Genomic DNA, 23,203 nt, shown 5'->3' with positions numbered 1-23,203 from the left:
GCCCGACTGACCACTGCGACTCGCTCTGCGTGTGGGTGTACTGGTGGCAAGCCGGCCACTGCTGGGTGGAGGCATCGAAGAAGGCGCCAGCTTTTTCCACGACGGGAAATAACACCACTGCCTGTTTGAGGTAGTGCGTGAAGTGATCGCCGTCGTTGAGGCTCTGATCGCGCTCGGCCCAGTAACCGCTGTTGGCATAGACCGGGGCCTCCGCCGCACCGTCGATGGCGAGGCACTCCTGAGGCGCCATGGTGGCGCTGTTGTCAGACATCGAGGTCTGGGTATTCGTGACCGTCATTCCGGCCGCCCCCATAGCGGCGTTCACCTGTTCGGGGCTGAGCAGCAACCCGGCCAGCTCACGCTCAACAAGTGGACGCGGAATCATTGATCGGGTGGTCGTCGTCGCCTCGGCGTTGCCTTTTGTGCTGCTGCACCCGGCGATCAGAACGCAGGTGACTGCAACGGCAAGTGCGGCCGTTGGTTGGCGCATGTGTTCCTCCCCATTGCAGCCGTGCCCAACCGATCAGCGTGGCGCGATATCCCCCATTTCGCGGCACGTGAAGAAATGGTGCAGTAACGCCGCCGACGCCTACGTGAAATTGACGGTGTGTCTTGGTAACGATGAACGGTGTTTCTTGATAACGATTGATGGGTCGAGCACAGCTCTGAGTGGTTCCTGCCATCGGTGCGGCGGGTTGGTGAAGCGCGGCAGATTGGCGTGGGCGGCGACGAGCGTCTCGGAGATCCGCCGTCAGCGGTGTAACGCATGAGACGCCGGCGTTCCTCACCGGTCGACTGTGATCTGCTGACAAGCGCGAGCCGATCTGTAAATGTATTGGGGATCAACGCCTTACAACGGAGGACCGGACGGTAAGGTCGGCCGACTCATCGCCTCAAGCGCAGCCATCGTCTCGATTTCCGACAGTATGAAAGGGGCTGTCGGGAGAGTTCTGGATCTCCGGAACGGTAGTGCTCCAGTGCAGAAGGATCCGCGTTGGGTTACTGTATCGGCGTCGAAGGAGCCACCGAATTTCTGCGCCTCCATTCGCAGGCCGTTTATGGCGAACTTCGCCGCGCTGAATCGGTGAGAATCGTGGCCAGCTCGTCGTCGCGGTATAGCCGTCCGGCAGGCCGGAATCCATCTCTCATGCTGGCGTAGGTCCAGCGCTGTCTGTCGAGGTTGGCGACGTGTTGTGGCTTAAGCCCCTCTGTGGGGGTTAGGGGCATGAGAGCAACCAGGCTGGGTGTAGCCGGATCTTGCGAGTGGGGTTGCCACCGAGCTGTGGGTACTAATTCGCTTGGAGGGCCGTGCAACGGTCTTGATATCCACTGACGTGGAAGCGACTTTATCTCATTGCTGTGCAACGAGTTTCGTCTCGCCTCACCCGTGGTGGTAGCGGACTGATCAGACCTGCGGCTCCCGACTCGGTGCGGTGCCGGGCCCGCCACGCATCGTCACGACATGTCGAAGCGCGTCGGTCGCAGGTGGCCTCTGGCGAGTACTGCCGAGCGACGGCCGCCTCGGAAGCGCCCTGACGCCCTCGGCGCAATCTCGCGTGACCCCGTTGACAAACTTGGCCGAAAGGCTTGCCAAGTATGAAGTGAGTCACCTACGGTAAGCGTGTTCAAACGTTTGATCACGGTCTCGAGCCTCGGCGCGAGGGGACGGTTGAACACCCTGGCAACGCTTGTGGACCATTTCGGTGGCCGCACCGGGCGCAACGACCGAATCTCAGCACCGCGCACTTGCGCACCCCCGGAAAATGGAGACACGCATGCGAAAGAACCCGCTCGTAATCGGGGCCGCAGCGAGTCTGCTGCTCGCCCTCTCGGCATGTGGCCAGGCCGGCGCCCCCGACCAGAAAACGGACTCCGGATCTTCGGCGCAGGATTTTACCGTGGGTGTCTCCAACCTGGGGCTCAGCTTCCCCTTCCCGTCCTCGATCGGCGACGGCATCAAGGCCAAGGCCGACGAGCTCGGCGTCAAAGTCGTGCAGCTCGACGCCCAGGGCGAGACCGAGAAGCAGGCCAACGACGTGCAGGACCTCATAGGCCAGAAGCCCGACGGTGTGCTCCTGTTACCCGTCGACTCCGGTGTCGCCACCGGCCTGGTCGACCAGCTCGCGGCCGCGAACATCCCGACCATCGCGGTCGCCTCGCAGGTCGGTGACCCCAACGAGCGCGAACTCGAGGACGTGTACCCGTCGCTCGACGCGCTCGTCACGCAGCAAGAGCTCAACTCCGGTGCCACCGCCGGTGAGCTCGCCTTGAAGGCATTCCCCGAAGGCGGCAAGATGGCCGTCATCGAAGGCGCGGCCGGCTTCGCCGAGGTGGTGCTGCGCTTCGCCAAGTTCCTCGACCCGGCCAAGGCCGCGGGCGTGACGTTCGACGTGGTCGCCAAGCAGCCCGGCGACTGGACCACAGAAGCCTCGCAGTCCGCCTGTCAGAACATGCTCGCCGCAAATCCCGACATCGACCTGTTCTACGCCGAGAGCGACGACATGGGCGTCGGCTGCGCCGAAGCGGTCAAGTCGGCCGGCTCCAAGGCGAAGGTCATCGGCATCGGTGGCGCCAAGCTCGGCATCGAGGGAGTCACGGCGGGCACGCTTTACGGCACCGTCTGCTACAAGCCGTTCGACCTCGGCGAGCTGGCCATGCAGACGATGTACGACCACCTCACAGGCGAGAACACGGGCAAGGCGGAGTTCGTTACGTATGACACGCCGGCGATCACGGCCGACAACGTGGCCGACTGCGACCCCCAGTGGTAGTCGCGCCCTGATCGTCAGTACTCACGAAGAGCGAAGGACACACTCCAACCATGCACGACACCGACAACGGGCAGCCGATCTTGGAGCTCGTGGAGATCACGAAGACGTTCCCGAACGGCACGACCGCCCTGCGTGGCGTGAGCCTGCGCGTGACGCGGGGGTCGGTGCACGGCCTGGTCGGTGCCAACGGTGCCGGTAAGTCGACGCTCATCAAGTGCGTGTGCGGAGTCCAGTCTCCCTCGACGGGCGAGATGCGTTGGGACGGAAAGGAACGGACGTGGCGGGACCCCGGCGACGCCCAGCGGTCCGGGCTCGCCACGATCCACCAGCACGTCCCGCTCGTCCCCACCATCTCCGCCCTGGAGAACGTCTTCCTCGGAGAACGGGGACCGTGGCGTGCCACGGCCGATATGCGCAAGCGGTTCGCCGAGCTCGTCGACCGCCTCGGCTACGAGATCGATCCCGATGCGACGGTCAGCACGCTGCCGATCGGCACGCGCCAGATGATCGCGATCCTCCAGGCGCTCGCGCTGGGTGCAGAACTCGTCATCATGGACGAGCCGACAGCCTCGCTGTCGGAGTCCGAACGCCGCATCGTGCTCGACGCGGTGCAGCGACTCGCGTCCGCGGGCACCACGTTCTTGTTCATCTCGCACTTTCTCGACGAGATCCTCGAGATCACCGACCACGTCACCGTGCTGCGTGACGGCCGCGCGATCCTCGACGAGAAGACCGCCGATCTCACCGAGGACCGGCTGATCCAGGCGATCGCGGGCCGTGATCTGCTTGCTCTGCAGATGGGTGGGGTTCCCGGCGGCGGTATCGGCGACGTCGTCCTCGAGGTCCGAGACCTCAACGCCGCCAACGGCATCAGTGACATCTCCTTCGACGTGCGCGCCGGCGAGGTCGTCGGCCTCGCCGGTCTGCTGGGCTCGGGTCGCTCCGAGATCCTCAACGGCATCTTCCGCAGCGACGCCTCCGCGACGGGCGACGTGCTGGTCGACGGCACCACGATCGCGCGCTCGCCGCGCGCCTCGGTCAAGGCCGGCATCGCCTACGTTCCCGAGGACCGGATCAACCAGGGTCTGCACATGGATCAGCCGATCTGGAAGAACATCAGCCTCACCGACCTCAACCGACTATCGCGGCGCCGCTTCATTCCGCAGGAGCATCGCGAACGCGCCCGCGCCCAGCAGGCGATCGACGACCTGGGCATCGTCGCCTCCGGGGTCGACGCCTTGCCGAGCGAGCTGTCCGGCGGCAACGCGCAGAAGGTCGTGTTCGCCAAGTGGCTGTATGCGCAGACGCGGGTCTGGTTGCTCGACGAGCCCACTGCGGGCGTCGACGTCGGCGCCAAGGCCGACCTGTTCGGCATCGTGGGCAAGCTCGCGACCGAGGGGCGCGGCGTGATCGTGGCGTGCAGCGACTTCGAGGAGCTGCTGTCGGTCGCGACGCGCATCTTCGTGGTCCGGGGTGGGCGCATCGTCGCCGACATGCCCGCTGATCACACCAACGAAGAAGAACTCATCATGCTGGCTCACGGACTCGAGTCCGACGTCGTACGAAAGGCTGTTCATGTCTGACTCAACCCGGGCCGCGCGGTTCACGCTGCCCGCCTGGCTGCACCCCAGCAACGCCGGCGTCGTGTACGCGTTCGCGGTCCTGATCGTGGTGCTGAGCTTCGCCACCGCCAGCCAGGGTCAGCCTTCGTACCTCTCGCCGAACAACATCTCGAACATCCTCGACCAGGCGGCCCTGCTGGGCATCATCGCGGTGACCACCACGATCGTGCTCATCACCGGCAATTTCGACCTCTCGGTCGGGTCGGTGGCCGGGCTGGGAGCGGCGATCTGCCTGTCGATGCTCGACTCCATCGGCTTCTGGCTCGCGTTCGCGCTGGCCCTCATCGGTGGCGCGGCAATCGGTCTCTTCAACGGTGTCGTGGTGCAATACATCGGCATCAACGCGTTCATCGTCACGCTCGGGACGCTGACCGCCGTGCGTGGGCTCGTCCTCATCATCACCGACGGCCGCACCGTCACCGCCGCCGAGGGCTCAGCCCGCGACAGCCTGCGCGCCATGGACTCGGGCCGCTTCATCACCCCCAACCTCTACCTCGTCCTCGGCCTCCTGCTGCTCGCCATCGGCGCATTCAAGATCTGGTCCGCGCGGCGTGCCGTGCAGAACTGGCGGCGCCCGGGCATCCTCGTATTCGCCGGCCTCGGCGTCGTCCTCACCGCGATGTCGCTGGTCCCCGGCGTCATCTTCACGGTCGAGCTCACGCAGCGCGTCATGTACCTCATCGTCATCGTCCTCGTCGCGGCCCTGGTGTTGCGCTACACCACCGTGGGTCGTCGCCTCTACGCCACCGGCGGTAATCCCGAGGCCGCCCGCTTGTCCGGCATCGCCGTGGACCGTTACCGCGTGCTCGCGTTCGTGCTCAACGGCACGGCCGCTGCGTTCGTCGGTGTCGTGTACGCCGCACGCCTCGGCTCGATCAACCCGACCGGCCTCAGCGGCCTCGAGCTCACGGCCCTGGCCGCGGCGATCCTGGGCGGCACGTCGCTGTTCGGTGGCCTTGGCAACGTGATGAAGTCGTTGGTGGGCGCGCTCATCCTCATCACGCTCGCCAACGGCTTCAACATCCTGAATCTGGGCGCCAACTACCAGGGACTCATCGAGGGTGTCGTGCTCATCGTCGCCGCCGGCATGTACACCGTCGCGCTGCGTCGCCAGCAGCGCTCACGGATCCGGACCATCAACGAGATCCCCTCGGGGCCAACCGGTCCGGTGGCGCCGTCGGGCGCGACTGCCGCCGAGCTGGCCGCCGCGGGCAGCGCGCCGCGGTCATGAGCGCGGGTCTGCGCCTGAGCGCCCTGCACAGCACCCTGGTCCCGGGCCAGGAACTGGCCTACGTCGAGGCGCACCGCAGCGTCCCGAGCGATCTGCTGGCGAGCCTGACGTCGGCCGGCGTGCGTGACTGGGCGATCTGGCGTCAGGGTGGTGACCTGTTCCATCTCATCGACACCGACGACTACGCCGCTGTGGCGGCCGCCCTCGCCGATGACCCCGCCAACAATCGCTGGCAGCAGCAGATGCTCGCGTTCGTCGACGGGTGGGTCGAGCTCGACGAGGTGCCGGCGTTCGCCGAGCTCTCGCTCGTCTGGTCGCTCCACGCGCAGCGCGCCGAGGAACGGTGCACCGAATGACCGAGAGGTTCCGCGTCATCGACGCGCACCAACACTTCTGGGACCTTGCCAAGGTCGACTACCCCTGGCTCACAACGGAACTCGGTTCCATCCACCGCACGTTCGATGTCGCCGACGTCGAACCCGACGTCGCGGCCAGCGCGGTCGACGACGTGATCCTGGTCCAGGCGGCCGGCTCCTACGCCGACACGGACGCGATGATCGCCATCGCCGACCGTTGGGAGCGCGTCGTGGGCATCGTCGCGTGGCTGGCGCTCGAAGACCCGGCCGAGGCTGCTCGGGCCCTCGAGCGCTACCGCCGGGATAGCCGCATCGTCGGCATCCGGCACCAGATCCACGACGAGCCCGACCCCGACTGGATCCTGCAGGACTCGGTCTTCGAGGGGCTGCGGCTGGTCGAACGGGCCGGTCTGGCCTACGACGTGGTGTCGGTGTTGCCGCGCCATCTCGAGCACGTGCCGCGTCTGGCCGCTGCCTTCCCGAACCTCCAGATCGTGATCGACCACCTCGCCAAGCCGGCGATCGCCGATCGCGGCTGGGAGCCGTGGGCATCGTTGCTGACCGCGGCCGCCGCGGCGCCCAACGTGACGGCGAAGCTCTCCGGCCTCGACACCGCCGCCGGACCGGACTACGGCGCGAGCGACCTGGAACCCTACGTCCAGCATGCTCTCGCACAGTTCGGGGCCGATCGCCTCATGTTCGGCAGCGACTGGCCCGTCAGCACGCTCGCCGGCGGCTATGCGCGCTGGTGGGATGTCGTCGCCGAGGTCCTCGCCCCGCTCACGGTGGACGAGCGGACCGCGATCTATGCCGGCACCGCCGCTCGCGTGTATGCCATCAAGCCCCAGCAGGAAGGTGGCGCGTTGTGAACGGCGTCCAGCAACTGACCGGCCTCGTCGACGCCGTTGACATCCACGTGCCCGTCGACCACCGCCGTCGGATCGCGATCGTGGGAGCCGGGGCGATCATCGAGAACGCGCACCTCCCGGCCTACCGCGCCGCGGGCCTCGAGGTCGTCGGCATCTTCGACCTCGACGGCGTCCGCGCCAAGACGGTCGCGGAGAAGTTCGGCCTGCCGCGGGTCTACTCGTCACTCGAGGAGCTCCTGGCCGACCCGCAGGTCGAGGTCGTCGACATCGCGGTCGTCGCCCACGCGCAGCCCGACATCGTGCGGGCTGCGATCGGCGCAGGCAAGGACATGCTGTGCCAGAAGCCCTTCGCTCCCGACCTCGACACCGCCCACGAGCTCATCGCCCTGGCGGCCGAGCACGGCCGCAAGATCGCGGTCAACCAACAGATGCGCTATGACGAAGGCGTCAGTGTCGCCCGCGCTGCCCTCGCGGCGGGCTGGATCGGCGAGGCCACGACGATGAGCTTCCACGTCGACATCGCGACCGACTGGTCGGCGTGGCACTGGCTCGTCGTGTCCGAGCGCCTTGAAATCAGTTACCACTCAATCCATTACCTCGATGCGATCCGCTCGATCCTGGGTGACCCGGTCAAGGTGTTCTGCGCCGGAGGTCGCCGTCCCGGACAGGTCGCGACGGGGGAGACGCGCACGATGTCAACCCTGCTGTTCGCGAACGGCACCCGGGCGACGCTGCACGTCAACCATGAGAATCTCGGCGGCGACTACCGCGCGGAGTTCCGCCTCGACGGGTCGGAGGGATCCGTGCGGGGCACCCTCGGTCTGCTCTACGACTATCCGCGTGGCCGTCCCGACACGGCGGAGATCTTCAGCCGCACGCTGCCCACGGACGGCTGGCTGCCCTACCCGGTGACCCGGCGCTGGATCCCCGATGCGTTCATCGGGCCCATGGCCGGGCTGCTGCGCTGGATCGCCACAGGGGCGCAGGCTCCCACCGCTGCCGAGGACAACGTCAAGACGCTGGCGCTGGCCGAGGCGCTGTATGCCTCGATGGAGACCGGCGAGGCCCAGGTGCCGCGCTCATGAGTACGCCCGTATTTCACTTCGCCGGCAAGCTCGTCCTCGTCACCGGTGGTGCCGGTGGCCTCGGCGTGTCCTGCGCCCGGATCTTCGCCGAGCACGGAGCGACGGTGGTCCTCGCGGACCTGCCCTCGCCCCGCCTCGACGACGCCGTGGCGGGCCTGTCCGAATGGGGCAAAGCGTTGGCACTGGCCGTCGACCTGTCGGACCTGACCGTGTGCAGCGAGCTCCCCGCACTCGCCTGCGAAGCTGCCGGTAGGGAGTCGCTCGACGTGCTCGTCAACGCGGTCGGCATCATGCGGACGCAACCGATCGCCGAGCTCACGCCCGCGCACTGGGCGCGGACGCTGACGATCAACCTCAACGGAGTTTTCGCCACCACCCAGGCCGCCGCCGAGCGGATGCGCCCCGGGGCCAGCGTCATCAACCTCTCGTCCGTCGCAGGCCGCTCGGGTCGAGCCAACGCGGCCGACTACGCGGCGAGCAAGGCCGCCCTGCTGTCCTTCACGAAGTCGGCGGCGCTCGCCTACGGTCCGGCCGTCCGCGTCAATGCCGTCTGCCCCGGTGTGTTCCTCACCGACATGTGGGCGGGCATCATGCGCGACCGCGATGCCGAGTTCGGAGCCGGCGCGGGGCAGCGCTATCTCGACGAACTCGCCGACAAGACCGCCCTGGGGCGCGTAGGACAACCCGCCGAACTCGCGGGACTCGTAGCGTTCCTGGCCAGCGACCTCGCCGCCTTCATCACCGGTCAGGCGATCAACGTCGACGGTGGATTGGAAATGAACTGATGACGCAGAACGCCACTCCCTTCGACCTTCTGCAGCACCTCTACGGTGATGTCGAGATGGCCGAGCTATTCTCCGCGGATCGCACGGTCGAGGCGTGGAAAGCCGTCGAGGGCGCGCTCGCCCACGCCCAGGGCACGCTCGGGATCATCCCCGAGCACAAGGCGTCCGCGATCCAAGCGGTGTGCGCCGATCCCGACAGCATCGACCACGAGTCGTTGTGGCAGAGCGCCCGCACGATCGGTTATCCGATCCTGGGTCTCGTGCGCCAGATCGACGCTGCCCTGTCGGAGGATGACCGCGGCAGTGTCCACTTCGGTGCCACGACGCAGGACATCATGGACAGCGGCCTGGCGTTGCAGCTCGACGAGGCTCTCGCGCTGCTCGAGTGCCGGCTGGCCGATTTCGGCTCCGGTCTCGCGGCACTCGTCACCGAGCACGCCATGACGGTGATGCCCGGACGCACGCACGGCCAGCAGGCCGTGCCGACGACGTTGGGCGCCAAACTCGCAGTGTTCCTCGCGGAAGTCACGCGGCACCGGCTCCGGCTGCTCGCGGCGCGCGACGACGTGCGCTGCATCTCCCTGTTCGGCGCCGGCGGCACGTCGGCAGGCCTGGGGGACGATGCCGCTGAGATCCGCACGCTCGTGGCCGAGCGCCTCGGTCTCGTCGACGCCGTGATCCCGTGGCACGTGGCGCGGGATTCGATCGTGCATGCCGCCGACATCGCCGCAGGTGCTGCCGCGACGACGACGCGCCTCGCCCGCGAGGTCGCCGACCTGTCCCGCACCGAGATCGGCGAGCTCGGTGAGGCCAAGGGCCACCACCGCGGCGCCTCCTCGACCATGCCGCAGAAGGCCAACCCGATCTACTGCGAATCGATCATCGGCCTGTCGGTCGCCGCCCGCTCGGCCGCCGCGGGACTCTCGCGGGCCGCCGAGGCCGGACACGAGCGTTCGACGGGCGAGTGGCAGGTCGAATGGACGCTGCTGCCTGCGTTGTTCGTCAATGCAAGCTCGGCCCTCAAACTGAGCGTCGAGCTCACCCGCGAGCTCGCCGTCTATCCGGAGCGGATGCGCGAGAACCTCGCCGTCGACGGCGGACTCATCATGAGCGAAGCCGTCATGATCTCGCTCGCCCCCCACCTGGGTCGCGAGGACGCACACGATGTCGTCTACGAGCTGGCCCTCAAGTCCCGCGCGACGAAGACATCGTTCACCGAGGTCCTGAGCGGATGGCTCGTGGAGCATCCGGAGATCCCGCTCATCGAGATCGAGGCCGGCGAGAAGTCCGTCGGCCAGGCCACCCAGATCTGCTGCGCGGCAGTCGACATGTGGACCGCCTCGCTCACCAGCAATCCTCGCCCGTGGAAGGAAACGCGATGAACGCCCGCATCAACGAAGGTCTCGAGGACCTGAACGCCATGTGGCGCATCAGGGCGCTCGAAGAGAAGATCCGCGACTTGCGTTTCAGCGAGGATATCGTCGGCTCGGTCCACCTGGCGATCGGCCAGGAGAGCATCGCCGTCGCCGCGTGCAGCCAGCTGCGAGAACGCGACGCGCTGTACGCGACGTACCGTGGCCACGGCTGGGCCGTCGCCAGGGGAGTGCCGCCGCGCGAGATCTTCGGCGAGCTCATGGGTCGCACGTCGGGCGTCAACGGTGGTCGCGGCGGGTCAGCGCACTTCTCCGCACCCCAGTACGGCTTCCACGGTGAGAACTCGATCGTCGGAGCCGGAGCTCCCATCGCGGCCGGTGCCGCGCTGGCCGGCAAGTTCGACGGTTCGGGCCGCGTCGCCGTGGCGGTCTTCGGAGACGGCGCCATGAACCAGGGCGCGGTCGCCGAGGCGATGAACTTCGCCGCCGCCCTGAAACTCGGTGTCATCTTCATCTGCGAGAACAACCGGTACTCCGAGCTGACGCCGATCAACGACATGGTCGCCAACCCCGACCTGTCGCAGCGTGCCACGGCGCTCGGTATACCGGCTGTGCGCATCGACGGCAACGATCTGGCTCAGGTCCGCACCGCGGTGAAGCTGTCGCTCGAGGCCGCCATCTCGGGTCGCGGTCCCTCGTTCATCGAGGCGCACACGCAGCGCATCGTCGGCCACTACATCGGCGACGCCGAGCAGTACCGGCCCGCCGGTGAGCTCGAGGCCGACGCCAAGCTCGAACCCATCGCGCGGCTGCGCCGCGAGCTCGCCTCCGCCGGAGCGAGCGAAGCCCAACTCGACCGTTGTGAACAACGCGCCCGCGAGGAGATGGACACGGCCGCGGCCGCTGCCCTGTCCGATCCGCTGGTCGCACCCGAAACCGCAGGGGAGCACCTCTATGCCTGAGACCGTGAAGCTCAACTTCGGCGGCGCCATCAACGCAGCCCTCGCCCGTGCCCTCGAGGAGATGCCCGAGACGCTGCTCTACGGCGAGGACCTCGCCAAGCCGGGTGGCGTCTTCGGCGTCACCCGCGGACTGCAGAAGCGGTTCGGCGACCGCGTCTTCGACACCCCTATCAGTGAGACCGCGATGCTCGGTGCGGCCGTGGGCGCGTCATCGTTCGGTCGCCGCCCCATCGTCGAGATCATGTGGATCGACTTCTCGCTCGTCGCTTTCGACCAGATCGCCAACCAGGCCGCCAACGTCCGGTACGTCTCGGCGGGCCGCACGTCGGCGCCGCTGACGATCCGCACGCAGCAGGGCAACAGTCCCGGCGCGTGTGCGCAGCACTCGCAGAACCTCGAGGCGCTGCTCCTGCACATCCCGGGCATCCGGGTCTGCATGCCGACGACGCCACAGGACTCCTACGACCTCGTGCTGTCGGCCATCGCGTGCGACGACCCGACGATCGTGATCGAGAACCGCACGCTGTATGCGGGCGCCAAGGAAGAAGTGACCGTCAACGGTCCCATCCAGCCCATCGGCGGCCACCGCAAGCGCCGTGAGGGATCCGACGTCACGATCGTGACGTGGGGCGCCATGACGGCCAAGGTCCTGAAGGCGATCGACCTCGTCGGCATCGACGGGATCAGCGCCGACGTCATCGAGGCGGTGTGGCTCAACCCCTTGGACGACACCGCTATCCTCGAGAGCGTCGCCAAGACGGGGCGCCTCATCGTGGTGCACGAAGCCGCCCGGACCGGCGGCTTCGGCGCCGAGGTCATCACGCGCGTCGTCGAGTCGGGTGCGCACCTAGCGGGCGCGCCAATACGGCTGGGACTCAAGGACTCTCGACTGCCGTCCGCGCCGCACCTGGCCGCCCGGCTCCTCCCGCAGGTCGACGATATCGTCGCCGCCCTGCGCCAGTCGGTGGGCGCTCGGCGCCCCGAGGCTGAGGGGTAGCGCATGCTCGGCGTCTGGCATTTCAGCTTCACCGTGGCCGACATGCACAAGTCGGTGGAGTTCTACGAGGGTGTCCTCGGACTGGACCTGATTCACCGCCAGGACCAGGACAATGCCTACACCCGCACGCTCGTCGGCTACGACGACGCGAGCCTGCGGGTCGCGCAGTTCGCGGTCCCGGGGCAGCCGCGGGGCATCTCGACCCACGACCTCGAGCTCGTCGAGTACGTGGTGCCGCGCGGCGAGCCGTTCGGTCCCGAACGGCACCGCCCGGGTGCGTCCCACATGGCGTTCGTCGTCGAGGACGCGGTCGCGGAACACGCGCGGCTCAGTGCGCTGGGCGTCGAGTTCATCTCACCGCCGCAGGCAATTACGTCAGGAAAGAACAAGGGCGGATCTACCTGCTACTTTTTGGACCCGGACCAGATCACCCTCGAGCTGGTCCAGCCTCCTCGCCGGGAGAACTGACCTGAACGCAACGGAGATCTGACGACATGGGCTCGAGAGCCCGAGTGACCCTCGCCGATGTGGCCAAGGCCGCCGGCGTCGACGTCTCGCTCGTCTCCCGCGTACTGCGCGGCGAGACGGTGCGGCTCCGCGAGGAGACGCGCGACCGGATCCGGCACCACGCCGAAACGCTGGGCTATCGGCCCAATGCCATTGCGCGCAGCCTGCGCAGCTCGCACGCCGGCGCCTACGGCCTCATCATCCCGGACTTCACGAACCCCGTGTTCGCGCAGATCATTGCAGGAGCCGAGACAGCCGCCGCGCGGCGCAACAGCGTCATGATGACGGCGAGTGGCGCCGGCTGGGACCGCGCGCACTGGTACGAGGCGCTGGACGGCGGCCGCGTCGACGGGCTGCTCATCGCGGGCGGCTCGGCGATCGACCTGGCCAACCTGCGTGTTCCCTACATCCTGGTCAACCGGACCTTCAGCGGTGTCGAGCGCTATGTCGTGCTCGATGACAGCAAGGCGGGGCAGATGGCCATCGAACACCTCGTGGCGCTCGGCCACCGCGACGTCGTATTCCTCGGCGGCCCCACGGTCGCCGACACCGCGACGCGTCGCCGCGAGGGCTATCGCTCGGCGCTCACGGCGGCCGGGTTGACCCTGCGTCCCGAGCTCGAGGTCCAGGGCGACTACACCGCGTCCGGTGGTCGCGATGCGATACGCGCGGGCATCGAGTCCGGCCTGGAGTTCACCGCCGTCGTCGCCGCCAACCTCCCCAGCGCGCTCGGCGCGCTCGAGGCATTACGCGATGCGGGGCGCAGCGTCCCGCACGACGTCTCCGTCGTGGCGATCCACGACGCGGAGATCGCCGACTTCGTCAACCCGCGGCTGACCACCGTGCGCATGCCGCTCACCGAGCTCGGAGCCCGCGCGATCGAGCTGATTTCTACAACGCAGGCGACCGACACCATCACCGAGGTCGTCGCCGAGCCCATGGACCTCGTCGTCCGTGAGTCCACCGGACCCGCACCGGCCCGATGAGCGAATTCCTCGTCGAGATCGCGATCGACCTGCCGGACGACCATCCCGCGGATGACCTGGCGATCCGTCGCGCGGAGGAAGGCATCCGCGCCGCCGAGCTCGCCGCAGCCGGGCACCTCGTACGGCTGTGGCGCCCCGACGGTCCGGGGTGGCGCAACCTCGGGCTGTGGCGGGCCGACGACGAGGCCCACCTGCGCGCGATCATCGCGACGCTCCCGATGCACCTGTTTATGACGCTGGACGTGCGCCCGCTGGGCTCCCACCCCAATGACCCGGGAGCCACGGCGGACTGACACGATTTTTCGCGCGACCAGCAGACTGGAGGTGACCTTGTGTAGGTGACCTTTGGTCGTAAAGCTCGTCGTTGCTTGCCGGTGTGAGTCCGGTCCGGGTAGCTGTCAGGAGGCCCGGTAGCAGACTGGCGGCTTGGTCTGGAAACGGATCAGGTCGAAGCCCAGTGTCGAAAGCCCTTTAAGCCTAGATCCATGTGTGTCACCCCGCGTGTATCCCATTGCATAGCCAAGCAGCCCGTCATCGCTGGCGATGTGCAGAACGACGTAATCCCTTGTTGTATTAGGTAATAGCGCCGATGTCTTAGGATCCGTTGCATCTCCAGCGGGCACAGCCAGGCCCGCGCCTCGACAACTCACGGGACATCGATAGGGGACTCCACACGCACATCCCCGTTGGTGCTCACGACTTCGCGGGCTCAGGAACTTGCGCTGCGCCGCGCAGCCATTTGGTGCGGCCGAAGATCCCGACGGCGAGAGCTCCGCAGATACTCAAACCGCCGCCGACAACGAAGGCGGGGGTGTAACTACCCGTCACTTCGACGATGGCGCCGGTGACGATCGGAGCGAGCATGCCGGCTGAGCTGGCGACCAATTGGATCGTTCCTGCGGCCCGGCCGGTGTAATTCGAGGGGGTAACGGCCACGATGAGCGCTTGGTATTGAAAGCTGGCGAGCAGAAAGAACGTCGCGGTGCTGAGCAGAACGAGACCGGCTGTCGGAGAGGTGATGAAGGGAGAGGGACCGAAGCTCAGTCCGGCGCCCAGGAGGCCTACCACTACCACGAATTGACGAGCGGAGACCAAACTGCCTGTTCGGCATACCAGCCGGGCGGCGACGAGTCCGCCGCCGACCAGTCCCAGCGTCGCAGTGATCCATGGGATGGTCGCGATTCCCGCCAGATCACTTTTGTCAACGCCACGGGCCTCCACGAGGTACTGGGGATACCAGGTGAGGAACATAAACAGCACCCACGCGTAGCAGAAATAGCCGAAGGCGAGCGCGGCGATGTACGGGCTGCGCAGCAGCTTCCAGAACTCGGCTCTGCTCGTGGAGTCCTCAGTGGTGACGGCGCCGCCGACGTTGTGGTCAGCGGTGATGTACTCGAGTTCTGAGGCGGAGACCTTCGGATGCTCAGCGGGGTTGTCCCGCCCAACGCGCGCCCAGATGATTGTCCAAACCAGTCCCAGCGCGCCCAGGATTACGAAGCTTTCACGCCACCCCAGCGTGGTCGCCATCCAGACGACGAATGGCGTGGCCAAGATGGGACCGACGGTGGTTCCGGACTGAATGAGGTTGAGCATCGACGCGGTTCGGCGGCGCGGAAACCAGTTCGCGGTGATCTTCGTGCTGATCGGCATCATCGGACCCTCTCCCACCCCGAACAGGAGACGCGCAACCATGAATGCCCCAAAGTTCCATGCGCTCGCAGTGAGCGGCAGAGAGATCGACCAGATCAGCATCGCGATCAAGTAGGCGCGGCGAACACCTATGCGGTCGGCCATGATTCCACCGAGCAATGCTGCCGGTGCGTAGGTCCAGAAGAACGCACTGAGGATCAGGCCCCAGGTAAAGGGTGAGAAGTCGAACTCCTCAAGAATGAATGGCGCGGCGACGGAGATAGAGACACGAACGCCATAGTTGAGCAGGTCCGCCGCGAACGCCATCGTGAATACCCGAAACCGGACGCGTGTTGTCCGAGGCTCGAGCGTCGTCGTGCGTGGTGGCGCTGAAGGGTCGGTCATGGTCATCTCCTAGCTAGCGTTGGTGGGTGAATGCTGATGTGAGTTACGGATACTGGGGTGGTTCGACGGATTCGTTGGATTGCCATGCCGGCGAGGCTGACTGGTGTGCGCCAGATGTACGACCTGCACTGTCTTGCGTTCTTGTGCTTCGCTGCGACGATGGGCAAGGTGACGCGCGGCTAAGCGCCGACAGTGCGGTCGAGCTCGCGCACTGATGAGGTCAAGGTCAGCCACCGTCATCAATCCATCTCAAGCCCGCCGTCGACGTTCAGCGCCTGCCCGGTCACGTATGACGCGAGGTCGCTGAGCAGAAACGTCACCGCGGTGGCAACTTCCGCGGGATCGCCGACCCGCCTCAAGGCCGCGCCCGCTGTTATTTCGTCAACGAACGCGCGGCCCGCCCCTGGGCCGAACCCCCGGTCGCGGTCAGCGATGATGCCCTCCCACATCGGAGTCAACGACACGCCGGGGCACACTGCGTTGACTCGCACGGTCGGTGCATAGGCCATCGCGGCCGACTTCGTCAGCGAAAGCACTGCGGCCTTGGAACAGGCATAGTCTGCAGCGTTGGGCCGCCCAGAGCGCCCCGCAACCGACGACATAGACACGATGGAACCGCCGCCACGACTCACCATGTGCTCAGCAACCGACTGGATTGCTAAGAAGACACCGTCAAGATTGATCCGCAGGGTGCGCTGCCACTGCTCGTAGTCCAGCTTTGCCATTGGGGTGGTGCGCATTACGCCGACGGCGTTCACCAATCCGTTCAACTCTCCAGTCGGCGAGGCGGCGCAACCCAGATCGGCCAGGCTTCGTGCAACCTCGGCGTCAGAAAGATCGACGGCCAGAGGCACCGCAAGCCCCAACTTGGCGAGTTCCTTCGTAGTCGAGTTCAGCCGCTCGCCCGGCAGATCTGCGACGACGACCATGGTTCCGCAGCTCAAAAGTGTTTGCGCGCAGGCGCGCCCAAGTCCGCCGGCACCGCCGGTGACCAGTACCGCGCGGCCCGCCATCCCCGGCACGGGTGCTGGGAATTCGTCCATGTCCTTGTGTGTCCTTTCCGGCACTTAACCACTACATGGGGCACAGGTTGCTCAGCTCGTCGTTGTGAGCCCAATCACCTCAAACGTTTGAGTGGACCGTACGCGACCTTCGCGGCTCAGTCAAGGGTGACGTTAAGGCGTTAACAGCGAGCCACTCCGCGACCGAGACTGGCGTTATTCCGTTGGTGCACAACGCTAAATCGGCTCGGACCACCTCGGGCCGTCCACGGCGACGACCGCCAGGCGCGGAGGCTGAGCCCAGGACAGAAACCGAGCCGAGCGCCGTTATTTGGGGCTTCTCCCGCAGTAACGGCATCGAGTTGACTGTGACCCGCAGCACCGCGTACGGTCACTCAATCGATTGAGCTGAAGGAGGAGACATGACCTCGCTCATGTCAGAGGACGCTTACCGCTGGAGTAGCTGGTGGCCCCCATCTGCGTTCTACCGAGGCCGACGCTGGGCAGATGCTTGTCGCCGAGCCTCCCGGCGCCTTAACGAGGCAAGCGTCATGATTGGTGCCGACGGCGAGCAGGAAATGAATTGACTACCGACCGCTTTGTGATGCCGTTCGACCTGCTGACTAACCTTTACGGTGATCGTGAGATGGCACAGGTCTTTTCCGAGGATCGCACGATCGAGGCGTGGCTTCAGACCGAAGCCGCCCTCGCCTCGTCCCAGGGTGGCCTAGGAGTGATTCCAGCGGACGCGGCCGCCGCGATCGTCGACGTATGCCGTAATGCGGCAGTGGTCGACGCCTGCGATCTGTGGGCGACAGCCCGGACGGTGGGATACCCCATTCTCGGTCTCGTCAGGCAGATCGACGACGCGCTGCCTGAAACACTCCGTGGCTACGTCCATTTCGGCGCCACCACTCAGGACATCATGGACACGGGGTTGGTCATCCAGCTCCGGGATGCCATTGATTTGCTGTTGGCCCGCGTGATGACGATCGGCGATCAGCTGATGACACTCGTCGAGCGCTATTCCGACTGTGTAATGGCGGGCCGTACACACGGACAGCAGTCGACGCCGATCACATTCGGGGCCAAGTTGGCCGTGTTCTTGAGTGAGTTCAGTAGACACTATGGCCGGCTGACAGACCTTCGTCCGCAACTCATCTCCGTATCGCTCTTCGGCGCATCGGGGACAGCCGCCGCCCTGGGGCCGATCGCCGCGGAGATCCGAGCCGGCGTTGCAGCCAGGTTGAGTTTGACGACGGTGGATGTCCCATGGCATGTGGCCCGCGACAGCATTGCCCATTTTGCGCACTGCGCCGCAGCGACGGCCACGAGCTGCGGTCGGATCGCCAAAGAGATCATCGATCTCGCGCGTACCGAGATAGGTGAGGTCCGCGAATCCGACGGCGTCCACCGAGGCGCTTCCTCCACGATGCCGCAGAAGGCCAATCCGATCACCAGTGAGTCGATTCGTGGATTTGCGATCGCAGCCAACGCGTTGGCCTCGGGGTCTGACCGCTTCGCAGACATCTCACATGAGCGGGCGAGCGGGGAGTGGCAAGCCGAATGGACTCTGGTTCCGATGTTACTCATGCACACTGCGTCGGCCACGACGTTGACTGCTGAATTGCTTGCGTCGCTGCGTGTCGACGAAGACGCCATGCGGGCCAACCTCGACGCCGACGGCGGCCTGGTTATGGCCGAAGCGGCAATGATCAAACTGGCGCAGTATCTGGGGCGAGAGCGTGCGCATGACGTGGTGTACGAACTGGCGCAGAGGGCGAGGACGCAGCGAACCACGTTGCCCGAGGCTTTGCGCCAGTGGTGTGCGGAAAACCCGGAGTTCGCGGCCGTGGCGCTCACGGTCGAGCCAGCAGACTACCTCGGCGACTCGGTTCGCACCTGCCGGGCGGCGATAGCTCAGTGGCACGAGACAGCAACGAGTGGTCGCAGATTGACACCGCTATAGGAGCACGATGAACAGTCATACCGACCCGCGGCTACACGACCTTACGCGATGTGGCGTATCCGTGCGCTGGAAGAAATTCTCGAGTTGCGCCTCGACGGGCCCATCGTGGGGTCAGTACACCTGGGCAACGGACAGGAGGACTGTCGCGGTTGGTGCCTGCGATGCATTGGCGCTCTGGCAACTCACCCAGGCTGCGGTCGAGCGCCGCGTTCACGGCACCGCGGTAGTTGAGATTGACTGACGAAATCGCCCGGATCATAAAGGAATTGGTGTCTAAGGGAATGGACCGCAGCCGACCGGCACAGTGGTCGCCGCCGGTGCGGCTCCGTACCCGCAGCGCACCGGCAGCGCCATTTTTCGCACGCGAACATCATGGCGTACACGACCACAGAGAACCAACCTCATTTGTAAGTCAAAAAACGCAAAACTGAAGGAGTAACCATGCTGGGCGTTTGGCACTTTAGCTTTACTGTCGGCGATATCGACCGTTCGGTCGAATTCTACCGAGATGTACTGGGTTTCGAGCTGGTACACACGCAGGTGCAGGATAATGAGTACACCCGGAACCTAGTGGGTTATCCCGACGCCAAGCTGCTTGTGGCGCAGTTGGCGGTGCCTGGCCAGCCACGTGGGATATCGTCGCACGATCTCGAACTGATCCAGTATGTCAGTCCTGTTGGCGAGCCGATCGGGCCGGATCGCTACCGTCCCGGAGCTGCGCACCTGGCGCTTGCCGTAGAAGATGCGCACGCTCTATGGGACAAACTTCGTGAGGCGGGGGCAAACCTGGTTTCCCCGGGACCCCAGCTGATCACCGCCGGCGCCAACAAAGGCGGATACGCCTTTTACTTCACCGACCCCGACCAAATTACCCTCGAAGGGGTGCAGCCGCCCGCGCGTCGCCTGCCAGCGGTTGGCAAGCCCGCCTGATTGGTAACCTGCAGCTGACGGAGGAGGTCGACTGCATGGGCTCGTCGCAACGGGTGACGCTCGCTTCCGTCGCCACCGCAGCTGGGGTGGATGTGTCGTTGGTTTCGAGAGTGCTTCGGGGCCAGACTGCCGGTGAGCGTGCCGAGACACGGGAACGGATCCTTTACCACGCGTCGAACTTGGGTTACCGGCCGAACACGGTCGCGCGCAGCCTGCGCACCGCGACGGCCGGCGCCTACGGATTGGTGGTACCGGATTTCAACAATCCCGTGTACGGCTCAATCATCGCAGGGGCGGAGCGGGCGGCGGCCGCGTCCAACAGCGTGATCCTGGTAGGAAGCGGAGCCGGCTGGAAGACCGAGGACTGGTACAACGCTTTGGCGTCCGGTCGAGTTGACGGCCTGTTGGTGATGGGCGGCGAAGCGCCACCGGAGATCGTCCGATTGGGAGTGCCGTACCTTTTCGTCAACCGAGCTGCCGGTGGGATGCGGCGTACGTTGACGCTGGACGATGGCCAGGCCAGTCGGCTGGCAGTCAGGCACCTCATCGACCAGGGACACACGCGCATTGCCCACATCGGCGGCCCGGTTAAGGCGGATACCGCCGAACGGCGACTCAGCGGATATCGAGAGGCGCTAAAAGACGCCGGACTCACCGCCGACTCCGTACTCGTAGTCCGCGGGCAGTACACCCCCGGCGGCGGCGCCCGTGCGCTCGGCACTCTGCTGCGCAGGACCTCCGATTTCACCGCAATTCTGGTGGCCAACGTGACGGCGGCTATCGGTGTACTCAGCGCTCTGGCGCATCACGGCATCGAGGTGCCGCGGGACGTCTCTGTGGTGGCCATTCACGACGCAGATATCGCCGCGTATGCGCAACCAGCGCTGACCACCGTTCGCATGCCTTTACAGCGCCTCGGTGCTCGAGCCATCGAATTGCTGCGGGAACGCGAACCCGACGAGCCGATCGAGGAAGTCCTTGACCGGCCCATCCAACTGGTGGTGCGCGAATCCACGCGCACGCTCTGACAATGAGGCGAAGGTCTCGAACATGCAGTACGTCCTCCAAAGTCTGAACTACGCGCGCGATACCGCTACTGCCGCCGTAAACCAGTTCGAGTGAGTTCCAGTGGAATCGGGGCGTTACCCCGACTGCTCGGTTGCCGAGTGTCTGGCTAACTACGTTTGACCGGGCCGCCACCAGGACCACTCGATGCAACTCGGGCTGGGAGAAGTCGGTTATTACAGGTGAGGTACGCAGTCGTGAATGCGATGCCACGCGCCTCGCCGCCCCAACAACTTCGACGACCACGGTAATGATCAAAGGTGCCGCCAAAATTCAACCACCGCTACCAATTCCGCAAAGGCTTCGCCTCTCCCTCCTGGTGCAGCTCAGACAATCTGATCAGTTGCGCCAGTTGAATACTCCGGTGCTTCGTGGCGGCGATCCGTCGGCGAGTGGAACGGAGGTGGCGAGGGCGATGTTGGTTGGCCAACGTTGAAACCTGGCCCAGCCGGTCAACTTGCCTTCGTACACCCGGCGGAGGGCATCGTACTGTTCGGTGTGCGGAACCGGCGCCGCCCGCAACTCACCGACGTGGATGGCGTCGAACTAGATATCGAGGTATGTGCCTTCCTCCGGCGGTTCTGGTGTGCCGGGGCCGCTGCCGTAAGGGAGATGTGTGCGTTTTCCAGCGGCGAAACAACACTCGAAGAGTTGCTCTTCGGCTTCCGCGGACATCAGGGAGGAACGGCCTTCCTGATAGAAGTTTTGAACTGAGGACTTCAGCCACTGAAACTCGAAGAACTCCGTGCCACGAAGCTTTCGGTAAGCGGTCAGCGTAGCCGAACCGATTGTGATGACGGCGTCATCACTCTGATTACTGTGCGCCGCAACTGATTCCGGCCCGCAAAACAAGACGTAATTGCGGCCGGAGGCCCTTGCGCTGCTGAACACCAGGCCGTGATGGCGACGTCCAGGGAGCGCGTAGCGCAAGTATTCCGTGAAGACCTGTGTCGGCACATACTCGATGTGCTCGCGTTCATCGAGTTCGATCGGCTGGACGATGTCCTCGGCGAAGCGCCTCAAGAACGGGACTCTGTCGTACCGCTGAGCGACATCCTCCTGAAAGATGCTCGGCAACTCCGGGAGAGCCGTCATGTCGATCACCAGAATGTCCTTCGCCGGCCGGAACTCGCCAACAACAGCATGTTGTCCCATGTTGTGTGCACTTACCTCGCTGAGCGAAGACGTGCACGAGTTGGGCGGTTTCTAGACAGCTCCACTTCACCGCCGGAGGCCTTCCCTGTCAGACAGGCTCACCGATAACGAACGGGACAACCTCCCTGGACATAACAGCTAGGGCGCCATCAGCGAGGCACCCAGGGCGATCATCGTGACGGCGATGACGCCGTCGAGGATGCGCCAGGTCACTGGGGTGGCGAAGAGGCCGGCCAGGCGCCGGGCACCGAGTCCGAGGCTGACGAACCACACCGCGCTGGCCGTCACTGCTCCGACGCCGAACAGCCAGCGTCCATCGGGGTGTTGGTTGGCCAGGGCACCCAGCAGCACGACGGTATCCAGGTAGACGTGCGGGTTGAGGAACGTCAAGGCGGCGCACGTCAGCAACACCGCGCCCAGTCGCGCGGGCGCGGTGTCGGACGGGGTCAACGCCGACGGCCGCCACGCGCGCCGCGCCGCCAACAATCCGTAGCCCACCAGGAACGTGGCGCCGCCGAACTTCGCGATGTTCATCGCACTCGGGTGGGCACTCACCAGCGCGCCGAAACCCGCGATGCCCGCCGTGATCAGCACGATGTCGGACAGCGTGCACATGGCCACTACCGGCAGCACGTGCTCGCGGCGGATCCCCTGACGCAGGACGAACGCATTCTGAGCGCCGATGGCGGCGATCAACATGAAGGATGCGGCGAATCCGACGAGTAGGGGTGAGTTCATGGCTTCGACGCTAGGGCTGGGACCTGCAGCAGTACAGCTAATGATTCTTCACATGGATTAGAATCGCTAATGTAGTGCTCAGTGGTCTGCGGCTGGCCCTGACATGGCCGCAGCCGGCAGCAGCCGCGCCAGGACCTCGACGTAACGTCCGACCGCTGGATCGTGGCGAGCGACAAGCCTTGGCCCGTCGTAGATTTCGACAGTCCGCGCGGCCAAACGGACCGGTAGGCGTCGCCCGGCGTAGCGGGCCGGCACGGAGTAGAAACATTGTCGCACCGACACCCTGGCCCGGTTGTCGCGGTGGCCCCGGCAATGGTCACCAGCACATCGACTCTTTCCCACCGGCAATCGCCTCGTTGATGACGGTCGCGGGCGTGCCGTCGGCGCAAATGTCGGCAACGAACGCCGTGATCGGGGGGATGTGCACGGGCGGTTTGGTGCAAGTTGGCCTCGCGGCGCCCGACGCCGAGAACGTGCGCTCCGGCCTGGGCGAAGGCAATCGCGGTAGCACGGCCGATCCCGGATCCCGGATCCTGCTCCGGTGACGATCACTACCCGGCCGGCGAGGTGATGGTTAGATGCGTTCATGCCGAACCTGTCCCTTTGACTTGTCGGCGGCTCCGCGTCCAGAAGTGCCGCGCAAGCTTGCTCAGACAGCCATTGTTCGGCGGTCTCGCTGTCTCATCCTTTGTCCAACCATTTGCCGTCCCACTATCCACAGGCCGCGGATTCACGCGGCGATGGCCTCGATGACGCTGTGTGGGGAG

At 65.6% G+C, this 23,203-nt stretch carries 21 protein-coding genes and 2 pseudogenes; 16 read left to right on the top strand and 7 right to left on the bottom strand.

The genetic code is table 11. The features are described 5' to 3' along the window. Window positions 1-490, bottom strand: a 490-nt coding sequence (locus QOI01_RS18165) for a sensor domain-containing protein (protein WP_526383335.1), incomplete at its 3' end; no start/stop codon positions are given. Between the two features lie 1,285 nt (window positions 491-1,775). Between QOI01_RS18165 and QOI01_RS18160 the strand changes: the two genes are divergently transcribed. Genes QOI01_RS18160 through QOI01_RS18100 form a run of 13 tightly spaced genes read left to right on the top strand, consistent with a single transcriptional unit; the run spans window position 1,776 to window position 13,837 of the window. After that, window positions 1,776-2,771, top strand: coding sequence for a sugar ABC transporter substrate-binding protein (locus QOI01_RS18160; protein ID WP_526383333.1), 996 nt, complete (start codon window positions 1,776-1,778; stop codon window positions 2,769-2,771). A 50-nt stretch (window positions 2,772-2,821) separates the two neighbouring features. After that, window positions 2,822-4,354 (top strand): sugar ABC transporter ATP-binding protein, encoded by a 1,533-nt coding sequence (locus tag QOI01_RS18155; protein ID WP_526383331.1) that lies wholly within the window; start codon window positions 2,822-2,824, stop codon window positions 4,352-4,354. After that, a complete protein-coding gene (locus tag QOI01_RS18150; protein WP_526383329.1) occupies window positions 4,347-5,624 on the top strand; it encodes an ABC transporter permease in 1,278 nt (425 codons plus the stop codon). The genes QOI01_RS18155 and QOI01_RS18150 overlap by 8 nt, the downstream gene beginning before the upstream one ends. Then, window positions 5,621-5,980 (top strand): L-rhamnose mutarotase, encoded by a 360-nt coding sequence (locus QOI01_RS18145; protein ID WP_526383327.1) that lies wholly within the window; start codon window positions 5,621-5,623, stop codon window positions 5,978-5,980. The genes QOI01_RS18150 and QOI01_RS18145 overlap by 4 nt, the downstream gene beginning before the upstream one ends. Next, window positions 5,977-6,849 carry an amidohydrolase family protein gene (locus QOI01_RS18140; protein WP_526383326.1) on the top strand — a complete coding sequence of 291 codons (873 nt, stop codon included), beginning with the start codon at window positions 5,977-5,979 and terminating at the stop codon, window positions 6,847-6,849. The genes QOI01_RS18145 and QOI01_RS18140 overlap by 4 nt, the downstream gene beginning before the upstream one ends. Next, window positions 6,846-7,934 (top strand): Gfo/Idh/MocA family protein, encoded by a 1,089-nt coding sequence (locus QOI01_RS18135; RefSeq protein WP_526383324.1) that lies wholly within the window; start codon window positions 6,846-6,848, stop codon window positions 7,932-7,934. The genes QOI01_RS18140 and QOI01_RS18135 overlap by 4 nt, the downstream gene beginning before the upstream one ends. Further along, window positions 7,931-8,719 (top strand): SDR family NAD(P)-dependent oxidoreductase, encoded by a 789-nt coding sequence (locus QOI01_RS18130; RefSeq protein WP_526383322.1) that lies wholly within the window; start codon window positions 7,931-7,933, stop codon window positions 8,717-8,719. Before QOI01_RS18135 ends, QOI01_RS18130 begins: the two co-directional genes overlap by 4 nt. Then, entirely contained in the window at window positions 8,719-10,101 is a 1,383-nt protein-coding gene (locus tag QOI01_RS18125; protein ID WP_526383320.1) for a class-II fumarase/aspartase family protein, read from the top strand. Before QOI01_RS18130 ends, QOI01_RS18125 begins: the two co-directional genes overlap by 1 nt. Continuing rightward, complete coding sequence (locus QOI01_RS18120) at window positions 10,098-11,054, top strand: thiamine pyrophosphate-dependent dehydrogenase E1 component subunit alpha (RefSeq protein WP_526383318.1); 957 nt, start codon at window positions 10,098-10,100, stop codon at window positions 11,052-11,054. Before QOI01_RS18125 ends, QOI01_RS18120 begins: the two co-directional genes overlap by 4 nt. After that, window positions 11,047-12,051, top strand: coding sequence for an alpha-ketoacid dehydrogenase subunit beta (locus QOI01_RS18115; protein ID WP_526383316.1), 1,005 nt, complete (start codon window positions 11,047-11,049; stop codon window positions 12,049-12,051). Before QOI01_RS18120 ends, QOI01_RS18115 begins: the two co-directional genes overlap by 8 nt. A gap of 3 nt (window positions 12,052-12,054) precedes the next feature. Then, a complete protein-coding gene (locus tag QOI01_RS18110; RefSeq protein ID WP_526383314.1) occupies window positions 12,055-12,519 on the top strand; it encodes a VOC family protein in 465 nt (154 codons plus the stop codon). 44 nt (window positions 12,520-12,563) lie between these two features. Continuing rightward, on the top strand, window positions 12,564-13,544 hold the full coding sequence (locus tag QOI01_RS18105) for a LacI family DNA-binding transcriptional regulator (RefSeq protein ID WP_526383312.1): 981 nt from the start codon (window positions 12,564-12,566) through the stop codon (window positions 13,542-13,544). Continuing rightward, a complete protein-coding gene (locus QOI01_RS18100) occupies window positions 13,541-13,837 on the top strand; it encodes a muconolactone Delta-isomerase (RefSeq protein ID WP_526383310.1) in 297 nt (98 codons plus the stop codon). Before QOI01_RS18105 ends, QOI01_RS18100 begins: the two co-directional genes overlap by 4 nt. Window positions 13,838-14,237: 400 nt before the next feature. On the opposite strand, the gene QOI01_RS18095 is transcribed toward QOI01_RS18100, so the two are convergent. Next, window positions 14,238-15,578, bottom strand: a complete 1,341-nt coding sequence (locus tag QOI01_RS18095) for an MFS transporter (protein ID WP_526383308.1) — start codon at window positions 15,576-15,578, stop codon at window positions 14,238-14,240. Between the two features lie 239 nt (window positions 15,579-15,817). Then, the gene (locus QOI01_RS18090; RefSeq protein ID WP_526383306.1) at window positions 15,818-16,621 is read right to left on the bottom strand and encodes an SDR family NAD(P)-dependent oxidoreductase; all 804 of its coding nucleotides are present in this window, start codon (window positions 16,619-16,621) and stop codon (window positions 15,818-15,820) included. A gap of 541 nt (window positions 16,622-17,162) precedes the next feature. Between QOI01_RS18090 and QOI01_RS18085 the strand changes: the two genes are divergently transcribed. From QOI01_RS18085 to QOI01_RS18075, 3 genes are all read left to right on the top strand, one after another. Beyond that, window positions 17,163-18,548 (top strand): class-II fumarase/aspartase family protein, encoded by a 1,386-nt coding sequence (locus tag QOI01_RS18085; RefSeq protein WP_526383304.1) that lies wholly within the window; start codon window positions 17,163-17,165, stop codon window positions 18,546-18,548. Window positions 18,549-18,989: 441 nt separating this feature from the next. Further along, a complete protein-coding gene (locus QOI01_RS18080) occupies window positions 18,990-19,478 on the top strand; it encodes a VOC family protein (RefSeq protein ID WP_526383302.1) in 489 nt (162 codons plus the stop codon). 35 nt (window positions 19,479-19,513) lie between these two features. Beyond that, on the top strand, window positions 19,514-20,506 hold the full coding sequence (locus QOI01_RS18075; protein WP_526383300.1) for a LacI family DNA-binding transcriptional regulator: 993 nt from the start codon (window positions 19,514-19,516) through the stop codon (window positions 20,504-20,506). A gap of 583 nt (window positions 20,507-21,089) precedes the next feature. Here the strand turns inward: QOI01_RS18075 and QOI01_RS18070 are convergent. From QOI01_RS18070 to QOI01_RS18055, 4 genes and pseudogenes are all read right to left on the bottom strand, one after another. Next, window positions 21,090-21,710: pseudogene (locus QOI01_RS18070) on the bottom strand (RES domain-containing protein); the annotation flags it as partial. Between the two features lie 126 nt (window positions 21,711-21,836). Further along, window positions 21,837-22,436: an L-lysine exporter gene (lysE, locus tag QOI01_RS18065; protein WP_526383298.1), complete on the bottom strand. Its 600-nt coding sequence runs from the start codon at window positions 22,434-22,436 to the stop codon at window positions 21,837-21,839. 78 nt (window positions 22,437-22,514) lie between these two features. Then, window positions 22,515-22,718, bottom strand: coding sequence for a Mu transposase domain-containing protein (locus tag QOI01_RS18060; RefSeq protein WP_526383296.1), 204 nt, complete (start codon window positions 22,716-22,718; stop codon window positions 22,515-22,517). A gap of 74 nt (window positions 22,719-22,792) precedes the next feature. Continuing rightward, window positions 22,793-23,024 (bottom strand): annotated as a pseudogene (locus QOI01_RS18055) (SDR family NAD(P)-dependent oxidoreductase); the annotation flags it as partial. Window positions 23,025-23,203: the final 179 nt, after the last annotated feature.

It is taken from the genome of Mycobacterium sp., from assembly GCF_032162605.1.
Taxonomy (GTDB): domain Bacteria; phylum Actinomycetota; class Actinomycetes; order Mycobacteriales; family Mycobacteriaceae; genus Mycobacterium.
This window is presented reverse-complemented; position numbering and strand designations above follow the sequence as displayed.

Excerpts from the sequence above, each read along its gene's own strand:
- QOI01_RS18110 (WP_526383314.1), top strand. The coding sequence starts at position 12,055 with ATGCTCGGCGTCTGGCATTTCAGCTTCACCGTGGCCGACATGCACAAG.
- QOI01_RS18140 (WP_526383326.1), top strand. The coding sequence starts at position 5,977 with ATGACCGAGAGGTTCCGCGTCATCGACGCGCACCAACACTTCTGGGAC.
- QOI01_RS18100 (WP_526383310.1), top strand. The coding sequence starts at position 13,541 with ATGAGCGAATTCCTCGTCGAGATCGCGATCGACCTGCCGGACGACCAT.
- QOI01_RS18120 (WP_526383318.1), top strand. The coding sequence starts at position 10,098 with ATGAACGCCCGCATCAACGAAGGTCTCGAGGACCTGAACGCCATGTGG.
- QOI01_RS18160 (WP_526383333.1), top strand. The coding sequence starts at position 1,776 with ATGCGAAAGAACCCGCTCGTAATCGGGGCCGCAGCGAGTCTGCTGCTC.
- QOI01_RS18125 (WP_526383320.1), top strand. The coding sequence starts at position 8,719 with ATGACGCAGAACGCCACTCCCTTCGACCTTCTGCAGCACCTCTACGGT.
- QOI01_RS18115 (WP_526383316.1), top strand. The coding sequence starts at position 11,047 with ATGCCTGAGACCGTGAAGCTCAACTTCGGCGGCGCCATCAACGCAGCC.
- QOI01_RS18090 (WP_526383306.1), bottom strand. The coding sequence starts at position 16,621 with ATGGACGAATTCCCAGCACCCGTGCCGGGGATGGCGGGCCGCGCGGTA.
- QOI01_RS18150 (WP_526383329.1), top strand. The coding sequence starts at position 4,347 with ATGTCTGACTCAACCCGGGCCGCGCGGTTCACGCTGCCCGCCTGGCTG.
- QOI01_RS18095 (WP_526383308.1), bottom strand. The coding sequence starts at position 15,578 with ATGACCGACCCTTCAGCGCCACCACGCACGACGACGCTCGAGCCTCGG.
- QOI01_RS18145 (WP_526383327.1), top strand. The coding sequence starts at position 5,621 with ATGAGCGCGGGTCTGCGCCTGAGCGCCCTGCACAGCACCCTGGTCCCG.
- QOI01_RS18155 (WP_526383331.1), top strand. The coding sequence starts at position 2,822 with ATGCACGACACCGACAACGGGCAGCCGATCTTGGAGCTCGTGGAGATC.
- QOI01_RS18080 (WP_526383302.1), top strand. The coding sequence starts at position 18,990 with ATGCTGGGCGTTTGGCACTTTAGCTTTACTGTCGGCGATATCGACCGT.
- lysE (WP_526383298.1), bottom strand. The coding sequence starts at position 22,436 with ATGAACTCACCCCTACTCGTCGGATTCGCCGCATCCTTCATGTTGATC.
- QOI01_RS18130 (WP_526383322.1), top strand. The coding sequence starts at position 7,931 with ATGAGTACGCCCGTATTTCACTTCGCCGGCAAGCTCGTCCTCGTCACC.
- QOI01_RS18075 (WP_526383300.1), top strand. The coding sequence starts at position 19,514 with ATGGGCTCGTCGCAACGGGTGACGCTCGCTTCCGTCGCCACCGCAGCT.